The sequence below is a fragment of the Halochromatium glycolicum genome (genome assembly GCF_016584085.1).
In the GTDB taxonomy this organism is placed as follows: Bacteria; Pseudomonadota; Gammaproteobacteria; order Chromatiales; family Chromatiaceae; genus Lamprobacter; species Lamprobacter glycolicus.
In genome coordinates this window covers 1-12212 of the sequence record NZ_NRSJ01000074.1, presented here as the reverse complement: position 1 = coordinate 12212, position 12212 = coordinate 1, and the positions used below count along the sequence as shown (strand labels likewise).

At 62.6% G+C, this 12212-nt stretch carries 18 protein-coding genes; 17 read left to right on the top strand and 1 reads right to left on the bottom strand.

From position 1 onward, the window contains the following. The first annotated feature begins 314 nt into the window (after positions 1-314). From CKO40_RS22690 to CKO40_RS22620, 17 genes are all read left to right on the top strand, one after another. Positions 315-1343 carry a DegT/DnrJ/EryC1/StrS family aminotransferase gene (locus CKO40_RS22690; RefSeq protein ID WP_276570853.1) on the top strand — a complete coding sequence of 343 codons (1029 nt, stop codon included), beginning with the start codon at positions 315-317 and terminating at the stop codon, positions 1341-1343. A 146-nt stretch (positions 1344-1489) separates the two neighbouring features. Continuing rightward, complete coding sequence (locus CKO40_RS22685) at positions 1490-2803, top strand: AAA family ATPase (protein WP_200348732.1); 1314 nt, start codon at positions 1490-1492, stop codon at positions 2801-2803. Continuing rightward, positions 2800-3258 (top strand): PIN domain-containing protein, encoded by a 459-nt coding sequence (locus CKO40_RS22680; protein ID WP_200348731.1) that lies wholly within the window; start codon positions 2800-2802, stop codon positions 3256-3258. Before CKO40_RS22685 ends, CKO40_RS22680 begins: the two co-directional genes overlap by 4 nt. Before the next feature lie 25 nt (positions 3259-3283). Next, positions 3284-3673, top strand: coding sequence for a hypothetical protein (locus tag CKO40_RS24720; protein ID WP_242477272.1), 390 nt, complete (start codon positions 3284-3286; stop codon positions 3671-3673). Then, the gene (locus CKO40_RS24715) at positions 3670-3888 is read left to right on the top strand and encodes a hypothetical protein (protein WP_242477271.1); all 219 of its coding nucleotides are present in this window, start codon (positions 3670-3672) and stop codon (positions 3886-3888) included. Before CKO40_RS24720 ends, CKO40_RS24715 begins: the two co-directional genes overlap by 4 nt. Before the next feature lie 12 nt (positions 3889-3900). Beyond that, positions 3901-5094, top strand: a complete 1194-nt coding sequence (locus tag CKO40_RS22675; RefSeq protein ID WP_338074251.1) for an ABC transporter ATP-binding protein — start codon at positions 3901-3903, stop codon at positions 5092-5094. Positions 5095-5777: 683 nt separating this feature from the next. Beyond that, positions 5778-5975 (top strand): hypothetical protein, encoded by a 198-nt coding sequence (locus tag CKO40_RS22670; RefSeq protein ID WP_200348730.1) that lies wholly within the window; start codon positions 5778-5780, stop codon positions 5973-5975. A gap of 265 nt (positions 5976-6240) precedes the next feature. Continuing rightward, the gene (locus tag CKO40_RS22665) at positions 6241-6585 is read left to right on the top strand and encodes a MarR family EPS-associated transcriptional regulator (protein ID WP_200348729.1); all 345 of its coding nucleotides are present in this window, start codon (positions 6241-6243) and stop codon (positions 6583-6585) included. 113 nt (positions 6586-6698) lie between these two features. Next, positions 6699-6917 carry a hypothetical protein gene (locus tag CKO40_RS22660; RefSeq protein WP_200348728.1) on the top strand — a complete coding sequence of 73 codons (219 nt, stop codon included), beginning with the start codon at positions 6699-6701 and terminating at the stop codon, positions 6915-6917. A 19-nt stretch (positions 6918-6936) separates the two neighbouring features. Further along, the gene (relB, locus tag CKO40_RS22655) at positions 6937-7239 is read left to right on the top strand and encodes a type II toxin-antitoxin system RelB family antitoxin (protein ID WP_200348727.1); all 303 of its coding nucleotides are present in this window, start codon (positions 6937-6939) and stop codon (positions 7237-7239) included. Then, positions 7236-7535 (top strand): type II toxin-antitoxin system RelE/ParE family toxin, encoded by a 300-nt coding sequence (locus tag CKO40_RS22650; protein WP_338074250.1) that lies wholly within the window; start codon positions 7236-7238, stop codon positions 7533-7535. Before relB ends, CKO40_RS22650 begins: the two co-directional genes overlap by 4 nt. Positions 7536-7707: 172 nt before the next feature. Then, positions 7708-8043, top strand: a complete 336-nt coding sequence (locus CKO40_RS22645; RefSeq protein WP_207173812.1) for a trypco2 family protein — start codon at positions 7708-7710, stop codon at positions 8041-8043. Positions 8044-8118: 75 nt separating this feature from the next. Continuing rightward, a complete protein-coding gene (locus CKO40_RS22640) occupies positions 8119-8334 on the top strand; it encodes a hypothetical protein (protein ID WP_200348725.1) in 216 nt (71 codons plus the stop codon). 534 nt (positions 8335-8868) lie between these two features. After that, the gene (locus CKO40_RS24710; protein WP_338074249.1) at positions 8869-9243 is read left to right on the top strand and encodes a MarR family EPS-associated transcriptional regulator; all 375 of its coding nucleotides are present in this window, start codon (positions 8869-8871) and stop codon (positions 9241-9243) included. Positions 9244-9318: 75 nt separating this feature from the next. Then, a complete protein-coding gene (locus tag CKO40_RS22630; RefSeq protein WP_200348723.1) occupies positions 9319-9648 on the top strand; it encodes a hypothetical protein in 330 nt (109 codons plus the stop codon). Next, positions 9645-11231 (top strand): DegT/DnrJ/EryC1/StrS family aminotransferase, encoded by a 1587-nt coding sequence (locus CKO40_RS22625; RefSeq protein WP_338074248.1) that lies wholly within the window; start codon positions 9645-9647, stop codon positions 11229-11231. The genes CKO40_RS22630 and CKO40_RS22625 overlap by 4 nt, the downstream gene beginning before the upstream one ends. Positions 11232-11381: 150 nt before the next feature. Beyond that, a complete protein-coding gene (locus CKO40_RS22620) occupies positions 11382-11810 on the top strand; it encodes a UDP binding domain-containing protein (protein ID WP_200348722.1) in 429 nt (142 codons plus the stop codon). 90 nt (positions 11811-11900) lie between these two features. On the opposite strand, the gene CKO40_RS22615 is transcribed toward CKO40_RS22620, so the two are convergent. Beyond that, complete coding sequence (locus tag CKO40_RS22615) at positions 11901-12077, bottom strand: hypothetical protein (RefSeq protein ID WP_200348721.1); 177 nt, start codon at positions 12075-12077, stop codon at positions 11901-11903. Positions 12078-12212: the final 135 nt, after the last annotated feature.

The following is a 12212-nucleotide window of genomic DNA, read 5'->3' as shown; positions in this document are numbered from 1 at the left end:
GCTTTTGTCCGATGGGTGTGCAACGATTGTTGTGTAGCGACTGCTCAACTGAGGAGCCGGATGCGGGAATTCCGCACGTCCGGATCTGTGGGAACCACGGGTGAGCAATCACCCGTGGTCACCCGGCGGATCGGTCTGCAAGGTGCTGGCCTCCAATCGCTACGACGAAATCGACTATTGTCCCGACTGCTGTGATCCGGACACCAAGAAGCCGCCAGATACTGGAAATAGGCGGCTCCTCCGTCTGGATTAGTCCCGGCGGAACAATACTACCGTGACTACGTCGAGTTCATGCGTGCACGCTGGGGCGCTGAATGAGTATTCCTTTCCCTGACCTCGGCGCGGCCTACCGCGAGCTGAAAGACGAGCTCGACGCCGCCTACCAGCGCGTCATGGCCTCCGGCTGGTACATCCTCGGCGAGGAAGTCGAGCACTTTGAGGCCGACTTCGCCGCCTACTGTCAGGCCGCCCACGGCATCGGCGTCGCCAGCGGGCTCGATGCCCTGCAACTGGCCCTGTGCGCCTGCGACATCGGCCCCGGCGACGAGGTCATCGTGCCCTCCAACACATACATCGCCACCTGGCTCGCCGTCTCCCACGCCGGAGCCACGCCCGTGCCGGTGGAGCCCATCGAGGCCACCTACAACATCGATCCTGCGCGCATCGAGGCGGCCATCACCCCGCGCACCCGCGCCATCATCCCGGTGCACCCCTTCGGCCAGCCCGCCGATCTCGATCCCATCTTGGCCATCGCCCGGCGGCATGGGCTCAAGGTCATCGAAGATGCCGCCCAGGCCCACGGCGCACGCTACAAGGGCCAGCGCATCGGCGCGCACGGCGATGCCGTCGCCTGGAGCTTCTATCCGGGCAAGAACCTCGGCGCCTTCGGCGATGGCGGCGCCGTCACCACCGACAACGCCGACCTGGCCGAGCGCCTGCGGCTGCTGCGCAACTACGGCTCGCGCGAGAAATACGTCAACCAGGCGCAGGGCTGCAACAGCCGGCTCGACCCGCTGCAGGCCGCCTTTCTCGGCGTCAAGCTGCGCCACCTGGACGCCTGGAACGACCGCCGCCGCGGCCTTGCCCAAGCCTACCTGCAAGGCTTGGCCGACAGCCCGCTGATCCTGCCGGTCGTGCCCGAATGGGCCGAACCCGTCTGGCACCTGTTCGTGATCGGACACCCGCAACGCGACGCCCTGCAGCGCCAACTCACCGAGGCCGGCATCGGCAGCCTGATCCATTACCCCATCCCGCCGCACCGGCAGCCCTGTTACGCCGACGCCGGGTACGATGATCGCCGCTATCCCATCGCAACGCGCATGGCGGTCGAGGTGAGGTGCTGAGTCTGCCGATGGGGCCGCAGTTGACACGGGAGCAGGCCGCTGATGTCATCTCCGGGATCCGGATAACCTGAGATGGCCGAAAAGCGTGCAGCGCCAGCGGTCGATTGGCCTCACCGACCTGTGCACCGTCATTGCAGGCCCACTTCATGTTGACATCCATTCAACTGACCAATTTCAAGAGTTATCGGCAGGCGAAGCTGACGCTGGCCCCGCTGACCTTTCTGATCGGCCCCAATGCCTCGGGAAAGAGCAACGCGATCGAAGGCATTCGGCTGCTCAACTGGTTGGCCAAAGGCAAGCGCCTGGACGATATCGAGCGCGATATCCAGGGCGGTGATGCGGTCGTCCGGGGGCAGGCGCGAGACCTGTTCCGGGATGCCACAGCGCCGTTCCAACTCGAAGCGCATTTGGCTGATGCCCCTCAAGGCTGGTGCGATTTTTCCATCAGCATCGGTCAATTGAATGATCAGCTTGTCGTGACCGGCGAGCAAATCACCAACCCCGAACAGAAAGTCCCGCTGTATCGGGTCGATAGCGAACCCAATGCGCACAGTGATGAAATCAGCGTCGCCTACAATAATTTCCGACGCGGACGAACCAAGCCACACATCCCTTGCTCCAATCGCCAGGCGGTCTTTTATCAACTGGAAACCCCCGGTCGCTTTCAGCAGGCGCACTCCGAAGCGCAACAATGGATACCAGCCGTCAGCCGCGTCTTGCGGGAAACGCTGCGCGCCATCGTCTTTCTCGATCCGCGGCCTGCGCAGATGCGTGATTACGAATACGCTGGCGATCGGCAGCTCAAGGAAAACGGCAGCAACCTCTCGGCGGTGCTCTATCAACTCTGTCAACAGAAAGACAGCAAGCAGGCATTGCTCGATTTCATCCGCTCGCTGCCCGAGCAGGATATTACCGACATCCGGTTCATCGAGACGCAGCGACAAGATGTCATGTTGCAACTCGAAGAAACATTCGGCGAAAAAAGCCGCCTCGTGGATGCGCCATTGCTCTCGGATGGCACATTGCGGGTGCTGGCCGTCGGCGCCGCCTTGCTGTCAGCGCCCCAGGGTGCGCTGTTGGTCATCGAAGAGGTCGATAACGGCGTCCATCCCAGTCGCGCAGACCTGCTGGTGCGACAAATCCGCGACCTGGCCAGTCAACGCTGGCTACGTGTGCTGATGACCTCACACAATCCCGCGCTGCTGGACGCCCTGCCGGATGCCGCCCTGACCGATGTGCTTTGCTGTTACCGCGACCCGCAACTTGGCGACAGCCGCCTGGTCCGTCTGGCAGACCTGGAGCGTTACAGCGAACTGGTGGCGCAGGGACCGCTGGGGCAATTGATGACGCGACGGGTTCTGGAGCGGTTTCTCAAGGATGAAACCTCCCCGGCACAGCGCCGAGAGGCCGCGCTGTCCTGGCTGGATGCGCTGACGCGGGACACAGCATCCGCCAAATGAGCGCCATCTGTTTGGTCGACACGACTGTGTTCTTGGAAATCCTGAATGTGCCGATCAAGGCCAAGCGACATCAGGAAACGCTTGCGCAACTTCGCGAACGGATTGCCAGCAACAGCGAAGAACTCTTTTTGCCCATGGCCACCGTGCTGGAGACGGGCAACCACATCGGCCAGAATGGCGATGGCCAACAGCGCCGTCAATGTGCTGAGCGTTTTGTCGAGCAAGTGCGCTTGGCGCTTGAGGGAAAATCGCCTTTCAAGCCACTTCGCTTTCTGGATGAACCCGATTTTCTGGTCTGGCTCCAGGACTTTCCGGAACATGCAAGCCGCGGCAGTGGCCTGGGCGATCTGTCGATCATCCAGGATTGGCAGCGTTTATGTGCGCAAAATCCGCACCGCCGCGTCTACATCTGGTCGTTTGACCGGCATCTGATCGGTTATGACCGCAGCGTGTGATGAGTTAACGAGATCTCTCCTGAGCATGAGCAGTACCGCCCGCGACATCCCCCATTACCTGCGCATCTTCCAGACCTATCTGGGCGCGCGCATGTACCTCATCTTCGCGCTCACCCTGGTCGCGGGGCTGGCCGAGGGCGTCGGCATCCTGATGCTGCTGCCCCTGTTGCAGACCCTCGACGCCAACGGCGCCGAGACCGCCCCGGCAGAGCTCAGCGGCATCAGCGGGTTTCTCAACAACGCCCTCGCGACCTTCGACCTGCAAAACGCCACCGTCGCGGTGCTGCTGGTCATCACCGTCACCTTCATCGTCAAGGGCGCGCTCACCTTTGGCGCGCTCGGCTTCAACGCCTATCTGCGCGGGCAACTGCTGCGCCAGCTCAAGGCCGGCTGTTCAACGCCTACAGCCGCATGAACTATAGCTACTATGCCAGCCGCGACACCGGCCGCTTCATCAACCTGATCAACGCCCAGATCAATCTGGCCTTGCTGTCGTTCAACAACTTTACCGGCCTGGGCACCCAGATCATCAACGCTACCGTCTACATCGGGCTGGCCTTCGTGGTCGCCTGGCGCTTCGGCCTCATGGCCCTGACCATCGGCGTGGTGTTACTGGCCCTGTTCCGCTAGCTCAACAGCTATGTGCGCACCCTGTCCAGAAAGACCGCCACCGAGAGCGGCCATCTGGCCAAGCAACTCATCCAGACCCTGCAAGGCTTCAAGTACCTCACCGCCACCGGGCAAAACACCAAACTCGGCCACAGCATCAACGGCTCCATCGGCCGGCTCACCGGCTATCAGATCCGCACCGGCATCGCCCAGGCCTTCACCGGCGCCGTGCGCGAGCCCATCGCCGTGGTCTTCATCATGGCCATCGTGCTGGTGCAACTGGTCTATCTGCAGCAGCCGCTCGCGCCCATCCTGGTCTCCATCCTGCTGTTCTACCGCGGTCTCAACGCCATGCTCGCAATCCAGGGCGGTTGGCAGGGGACGCTGGAGCACATCGGCAGCATCGAGGTGGTCCACAAGGAATTCGCCCTCCAGCGCCAGCACCAGGAACCCGACGGCACGCGCCAAATCGGCCCGCTCAGCCAAGGCATCCGCCTGCAGAATCTCCACTACAGCTACGACCCGCAACAAGGCGACGTGCTTAAGGACATCACCCTCGAGATCCCGGTGCGGCACTCGGTAACCTTCGTCGGCGAATCCGGCGCCGGCAAATCCACCCTGGTCGACCTGCTCACGCTGATGCTCAAGCCGCGCAGGGGGCAGATATGCATCGATAGCGTGCCGGGCGATGCCATCCAGTTGGCCAGTTGGCGCCAGCAGATCGGTTATGTGTCGCAAGAGACGGTGGTCTTCGACGACAGCATCGCCAACAACATCAGCCTCTGGGCCGGCGATCACCGACAGGACGTGCTGCTCGAGCGGCGTATCCACGAGGCTGCCCGCCAGGCGCACATCGCCCACTTCATCGAGACCCTACCCGACGGCTACGACACCCTGGTCGGCGACCGGGGCCTGCGCCTCTCCGGCGGGCAGCGCCAGCGGCTATTTATCGCCCGCGAGCTGTTCCGCCGGCCCAACCTGCTGATTCTGGATGAGGCGACCAGTGCGCTGGATTCGGAATCGGAGCGGGCCATCCAAAAGAGCATCGATGAGCTAAAGGAGCAGATCACCGTCGTGCTCATCGTGCATCGGTTGTCGACCATCCGCAATGTGGATCAGGTGTATGTCTTCGACCAGGGGCGGCTGGTGGAGCAGGGCAGCTACGAGGGGCTCAGGGACTGCGATGAGTCGCGGTTTGGGAAGTTGGTGGCCATGCAGGCGCTGTAACCCCTTCGCACACGGTTATCAGTTTGACACCTTACAATCCATTTATCGCAGTGATTATGCCGCAAGCCTGCGGGCGGTGAACAACAGGCTCCCATGAAATTACTCGACTGTACCCTTCGCGACGGCGGCTACTACAACGCCTGGGATTTTCCTACACCGTTGGTTACCGACTATCTCGATGCCATGAAGGCCGTAGGCGTCGATGTCGTTGAACTGGGATTCCGGTTTCTCAAGAACGAAGGCTTCAAAGGCCCCTTTGCATTTACAACGGATAGCTTTCTCGAAACAATCCCGCTCCCCCCGGACATAATGGTCGGTGTGATGATCAATGGTGCAGATCTCTGCATCCCGGCCACTTCCCCTCCGTCATTCCGGCCATTTTTCTCTGTCATCCCGGCCACTTCCCCTCCGTCATCCCGGCCATTTTTCTCTGTCATTCCGGCCCCTTTTCTCTGTCATTCCGGCCGGGAAGCCGGAATCCAGTGCAGGGAAAGCAAGCTCGCAGCAAAACAATGTGCGAAACAGAGGCGAACAAGCGCCGACCGTCGTCCCGGCCGGGAAGCCGGGACCCAGGCCAGGGACGGATCACGTCCAGCAAACCAAAGCCCGTCCAGGCGACAAGCAGCATCGGCTGGCCTTTCGGAGATGCATCTCGGGGACAGGCGTGCCTTGACCAGGTGTTGGTGGACAAGCTGGGCGAGGTGGGTGCTGAGCGTCGAAAGGGGCTCAGGCTGAAACGCACGGGCGAGGTGCCGGTGACCATGGATCGGACCAAGGTTGCCCGGGCGACGCATCCGATGATCGAGCTTGAAATTCAAACTGGGCAGGCCGGCAGGCCGGCAGACGGGCAGGCCGGACATGCGGGCGGCTCCAAGCGCTGAGCACCCGATTGGAAGCACTAGCGGCTTGCCAACAGCGAACAGGGATGGTGAAATAGAGAAGTCCGTTCACCCATGAACGCACAGGTCAGTACGAACACAGGCCAAGGTGCCCCAGCACCAGCCCATGTCCCAAACGGATCGATTGGGGCAGTGCGGCAGCTATGGCCCAACGTTCATGACACGTCGTCCCGGCCGGGAAGCCGGGACCTAGGCCAGGGACGGGTCACGTCCAGCAAACCAAAGCCCGCGCAGGTCCAACCCACAGGTGACCGAAGACCTCACCTTCCAGGCCCTGCGCCAGCTGCAGGCCAACCCGCGCCTGAGCCAACGCCAACTGGCGCGCGCGCTCGGCATCAGCCTGGGCAAGACCAACTACTGCCTGCGCGCCCTCATCGCGCGCGGCCTGGTCAAGGCCGAACACTTCCGCACCAGCAAGAACAAGCTGGCCTACGCCTATCTGCTCACCCCAGAAGGCATCGACGCCAAGGCCCGCATCACCGTGCGCTTCCTCAAGCGCAAACAGGCCGAATACGACGCCCTCAAGCTCGAGCTAGAGCAGCTGCTTGCCGAGGCGCAAGCCGAAGGACTGGACATCCCCCAGTGCGACTGAAGCAGCTACTTGCCGAGGCGCAGGCCGACGGCCTGATCGACTGACCGCTCAATTCGCAAGCGACCGATCAAGCCTATTTCATCACCGATGACCCGGCACGCGGCATCGCCTGGGTGCTGGCGCTGCGCGAGAGCGGGCGGCTGGGTAAGCAGGCGGGCGAGCGGGCGGTGGAGCGGTTTGCGGCGCCGGTGGTGGCGGAGCAGTATCAGCGGGTTTATGCACAAGCGGCGCATGCCTGCACGCAACATGTTCACTCACCTTCATCTCAAACACTTCAAGACCTGGTCCCAGTGACAGCTGTCATGCAGATGCACTACACTCTTGGTCTGTGACCGAAGTTGGAGTTTTGACATGTCGGCGAGTAATGCATTGGTGCAAACGCGGATCGAGCGGTCGGTGAAAGACCGTGCCGCTGTGGTGCTGGATGGGCTCGGGCTCACGGTCTCCGACGCGGTGCGGATCTTGCTCACGCGAATCGCGAACGAAGGCCGTCTACCCATCGAACTGACGGTGAATCGCGAGGAATACGACGCATGGTTTCGCGCGAAAGTGTTGGATGCCATGCATGATCCACGCCCGGGCATACCGCACGAAGAGGTCGAGGCATTGTTTGCGGCGAAGCGCGCTGAGGCTGATAAGAAGGGGCTCGGGTGAGGCTGGTCTGGTCGCCTTTTGCGATCGAGGATCGCGCGCAACTCTTTGATTTTATAGCGCTCGAGAAACCGGTGGCGGCTGTTCACTGCGACCGCGAAATCGCCAAGCAAGCGGCTTTATTGAAGGATTTTCCAGAGATGGGTCGCCAAGGTCGAGTGGAGGGAACCCGTGAATTGGTTGTTCAACGCACGCCCTTCCTGATGGCCTATTGCGTTGGCGATAAGGAAGTGCGCGTCCTTCGCGTATTGCACGGCTCCCAACTTTGGCCGGATTCTTTCAGTGATCTTGACGACTAGGCGTCGAGCCTTAGAACCACGGCACAGCCCCGTTCCCCTCTGATTGGTGCCCCGTGATCGCCTTCAACACCGCACAGGAAGCGCAGGCTTTAGAAGGAATCCGAAGCCTACTTGACCAGAGTACATTCGATGAAGAAAACGAAGCCGCAGGGTATATCGCTACAGACTTTCGTTGCGGAAGCCCTCTGTAGCGTTGTCCGGGGGGGTTGAAAAGGCGCAGCAGGATCTGGCCGAGTCGGAGGCGACGATCAATCCCGAAGGCAGCGCCCAGCGGATCGCTCTCCAGAAAGCGCATACACCACTATCCATTCCGGTGATTGAATTCGAAGCGGGGGTCGAAGTCACGAGTACCGGTGAGGCGAGCGGTGGATTCCAGCTGAGCGTCCCGTACTTCAACTTGAAGACGTCGGGAAAGCGCACTGGTACGACCACTACGACCAATCGGATTCGTTTTTCGGTGCCGGTCATGCTGCCGCCCGGGCAGTTCGTGAAGCGCTCTAAAGACTAATTCTGTAGTAAAGAAATGATAAGAAAATCGGCGTCTTGAACAGCTAGTCTTAGGTGCCGGAAGCTGATCCACGCAGTGATCGAGGACGGCGTACTCGACAACTACCAGCCGACATTCATCCAACAGAGCGCGCGCGCAACGGGGCTGAACGTTGAGCTTCAGGCCGGCAAAGTCGCGATGCCTGACGATCCGGCAGGTATCAAAGCGCTGCTGCAGTTCCTTAACGAGAGTCGGTACAACGGGCCGCTAAGCGGGCAGGCGTTTGTGACCAACTCGCAGCGGCGGGTTTGAACAGCATTTATTAGAAGCGCTACGTCGTCGGCATCAATGTGTTGAGCGCCGCGAGCGCTGCCGACCCTCTGACGCACGAAGACTGGGCGGCGGCGCCGAAGAAGATTCGCGATCAGATGCAGGTGCAAACGCTCGCCCAAAAGCAGCAGCAGGGTGATGTCGTCAAGCCACTCCTCGCCGAAGCGATCGGCTTGGATCGGTTTTGCCGGCAGATGGGCAGACGGGCAGACGGACGGAGCCGGACAAGCGGCTGACTCCAAGCGCTGAGCGCCCGATTGGAAGCACTAGCCGCTTGCCAACAGCGAACAGAGATGCTGAAATAGGCAAGTCCGTTCACCCATGAACGCACAGGTCAGCACGAACACAGGCCAAGGTGCCCCAGCACCAGCCCATGTCCCAAACGGATCGGTTGGGGCAGTGCGGCAGCTATGGCCCAACGTTCATGACACGTCGTCCCGGCCGGGAAGCCGGGACCCAGGCCAGGGACGGGTCACGTCCAGCAAACCAAAGCCCGCCCAGGCCCAATTCCCACAGGTGACCGAAGACCTCACCTTCCAGGCCCTGCGCCAGCTGCAGGCCAACCCGCGCCTGAGCCAACGCCAATTAGCGCGCGCGCTCGGCATCAGCCTGGGCAAGACCAACTACTGCCTGCGCGCCCTCATCGCGCGCGGCCTGGTCAAGGCCGAACACTTCCGCACCAGTAAGAACAAGCTGGCCTACGCCTATCTGCTCACCCCAGAGGGCATCGACGCCAAGGCCCGCATCACCGTGCGCTTCCTCAAGCGCAAACAGGCCGAATACGACGCCCTCAAGGCCGAGCTGGAGCAGCTGATCGCTGAGGCCAAGGCCGAAGGCGTGCACATGGTCAAGGCCTGCGACGAGGCCGGCGCAACGCCACCCTGCAGCTGATCGCCGCCTACCTCTCCGCGCGCGATGGCGGTACAGTCTCGCTGCCACTCGAGTATTAGCGCATTAGGCCCGAACATGCACATCGAAGCCATCTACGACCAAGGCCGACTCGAATTTCAGCGTCCCGTCACGCTCAAGCATCAGCGGCTACGCGTGCGCGTTGAGATCCCAGACCAAGAGATCATCGACGCCCAAGCGCCCACCCTGCCGACCTATGAGCTTGCAGACTTTCCAGCCGAGATCCGCGACAAAGTCCAACGCATGACCGCAATCGCCGAGCAGGCCAGGCGGGAGGCGTTGCCGGCAAGTGCAACTGCGGATGCCGATTCAGAAGAAGCCCAACAACGCTGGGCCGCCGTTGAGCTGCGCAATGCCTCGCGCGCCGAGCAAGGGCGGATGCCGTGAAACAGCTCCTGCTCGATGTCAACATCGTTGTTGATCTCTGCGTCGAACGCGCCGGTTCCGCAAACACCCGCCTCGCGCTCGCGTTGGCCGAGGCCAGTGGTGCCTCCCTCTGGGTCTACACCGGATCGGTGCAGACACTCGAATATGTCGTTGCCTCAGAACTGCGCGGCAAAGCGCACGACAACGGCGAGACACTGACCGGCACGGCCGCGCGTGCTCAGGCCCGTGCGCTGCTTGAACGCATCACGGCCGGTTATCAATGGCTCGCGTCTCTCTCGGCAGAAGGCCCCCTGTTCGCCGAAGCCGACCCCGAAGACGCCCAGCTCTATCACGCACTGGACCGCTTCGCCGAAGGCACCGCAAACCTGCTCACACGCGATTGCGGCATGCTCGCCCGTTACTCAGACCGCGCCCTGACACCCGAAACCCTTATCGAGCGGCAACGCAACCCCCGAACCGAGCCGGCTCCAATCGACTTCGTCGACCTCAAAACCCAACAAGACGCCATTCGCCCCGCGCTCGAGCAGCAGATCCATCGCGTCCTCCACCACGGCCAATACATCCTCGGCCCCGAAGTAGGCGAGCTCGAACAACGCCTCGCCACCTTCACCGGAGCCCAACACTGCATCAGCGTCGCCAGTGGCACCGAGGCCCTGCTCATCAGCCTCATGGCGCTCGACATCGGCCCCGGCGACGAGGTTATCACCACGCCCTTCAGCTTCATCGCCACCGTCGAGGTCATCGTCCTGCTCGGCGCCACCCCGATCTTCGTCGACATCGAGCCTGACACCGCCAACATCGATGCCTCGCTCATCGAAGCCAAGATTACCGATCAGACCAAGGCCATCCTGCCCGTCAGCCTCTACGGCCAGCCCGCGGACATGGACAGCATCAACGCCATCGCTGCGTGCCACGGCCACCTCCCGGTCATCGAAGACGCCGCCCAAAGCTTCGGCGCCAGCTATCAGGGCAAGCGCAGCGGCAACCTCAGCACCCTCGGCTGCACCAGCTTCTTCCCCAGCAAGCCGCTGGGCTGCTACGGCGACGGCGGCGCCATCTTCACCAACGACGACCGCCTCGCCCAAACCTGCCGCGAGATCCGCGTGCACGGCCAAAGTGCCCCCTACCAGCACAGCCGCATCGGCGTCGGCGGGCGCATGGACACCCTGCAAGCCGCCATCGTGCTGGCCAAGCTGCCGCGCTTCGAGCACGAGATCGCCCAACGCCAAGCCGTCGCCCAGCGCTACCATGACCTGCTTGGCACCGAGACCCCAGGCGCCGCGCCGCTGCCCTGGCCCAAGCCAGACCGCACCAGCGTCTTCGCCCAATACACGCTCAGGGTCCAAGACCGCGACCGCCTGCAAGCCCAGCTCAAGGAGCAGGGCATCCCCAGCGCCGTGCACTATCCGGTGCCGCTCAACCAGCAGCCAGCCTACCGCCACCGCTGCTGCCCAGACTGCACCCCCGTTGCACAACAGCTCGCCCGTGAGGTCATGAGCCTGCCCATGCACGCCGACCTCAGCGAAGCCGACCAGCACCGCATCGTCACTGCCCTCAAGGCCGAAGGCGTGCTCCCACCCTAAACCCGGCCACGCGCCCTCTGTCGTCCCGGCCTCCCCCTCCCGTCCGTTATCCCGGCCGGGAAGCCGGGACCCAGGCCAGGGACCCGGCAACCGAGCACCAGATACCGAGCCAACCGCCTAACCCGCGGCGCAAGCCCCAAGCACGACCGCATGGGCGCCCATGTCGCCGAGCGCGTGGTCAAGCTGATGCTTCAACAAGGCATCGACCTCAGCCACAGCCGCATCCTGGTCCTTGGGCTCAGCTTCAAGGAAAACTGCTCCGATCTGCGCAACACCCGCGTCATCGACATCATCGGCGCGCTCGAGGACTACACCCTCAGCGTCGATTGCTACGACCCCTGGGTCGACCGCACCGAGGCCAAACAGGAACTCGGCATCGACTGCCTGCCCGAGCTGCCCGCCGGCGGCATCAATACCGGGACAACCGGCACCTATGGCGCCATCATCCTCGCCGTCGCCCATCGCGAGTTCATCGAACTCGGCGCAGCGGCCATCCGTGCGCTCGGCGTTCCTGGCGCCTCGATCCTCTACGACGTCAAATCGGCCCTCGCAGCCACGGACGTCGACGGCCGCCTCTGACAGCAACATCTGACAGCAACAGGCGACCCGGCACACGACCCAGCAGCCCCAGCCAAGGCGCGCAACACCGAGACCGCACAGCCCCATCCACTAGCCTGGGCGGCGGCGCTGAAGAAGATTCGCGATCAGATGCAGGTGCAAACGCTCGCCGAAAAGCAGCAGCGGGGTGATGCGGTCAAGCCACTCCGCGCCGAAGCGATCGGCTTGGATCGGTTTTGCCGGCAGACGGGCAGACGAGCAGACGGGCAGACGGACGGAGCCGGACATGCGGCTGGCTCCAAGCGCTGAGCGCCCTATTGGAAGCAATAGCGGCTTGCCAACAGCGAACAGAGATGCTGAAATAGATAAGTCCGTTCACCCATGAACGCACAGATCAGCACGAACACAGGCCAAGGTGCCCCA

What these genes read in the sequence shown, in the direction of transcription:
- CKO40_RS22690 (WP_276570853.1), top strand. Translation starts at nt 315, where the DNA reads ATGAGTATTCCTTTCCCTGACCTCGGCGCGGCCTACCGCGAGCTGAAA.
- CKO40_RS22685 (WP_200348732.1), top strand. Translation starts at nt 1,490, where the DNA reads ATGTTGACATCCATTCAACTGACCAATTTCAAGAGTTATCGGCAGGCG.
- CKO40_RS22680 (WP_200348731.1), top strand. Translation starts at nt 2,800, where the DNA reads ATGAGCGCCATCTGTTTGGTCGACACGACTGTGTTCTTGGAAATCCTG.
- CKO40_RS24720 (WP_242477272.1), top strand. Translation starts at nt 3,284, where the DNA reads ATGAGCAGTACCGCCCGCGACATCCCCCATTACCTGCGCATCTTCCAG.
- CKO40_RS24715 (WP_242477271.1), top strand. Translation starts at nt 3,670, where the DNA reads ATGAACTATAGCTACTATGCCAGCCGCGACACCGGCCGCTTCATCAAC.
- relB (WP_200348727.1), top strand. Translation starts at nt 6,937, where the DNA reads ATGTCGGCGAGTAATGCATTGGTGCAAACGCGGATCGAGCGGTCGGTG.
- CKO40_RS22630 (WP_200348723.1), top strand. Translation starts at nt 9,319, where the DNA reads ATGCACATCGAAGCCATCTACGACCAAGGCCGACTCGAATTTCAGCGT.
- CKO40_RS22620 (WP_200348722.1), top strand. Translation starts at nt 11,382, where the DNA reads ATGGGCGCCCATGTCGCCGAGCGCGTGGTCAAGCTGATGCTTCAACAA.
- CKO40_RS22615 (WP_200348721.1), bottom strand. Translation starts at nt 12,077, where the DNA reads ATGTCCGGCTCCGTCCGTCTGCCCGTCTGCTCGTCTGCCCGTCTGCCG.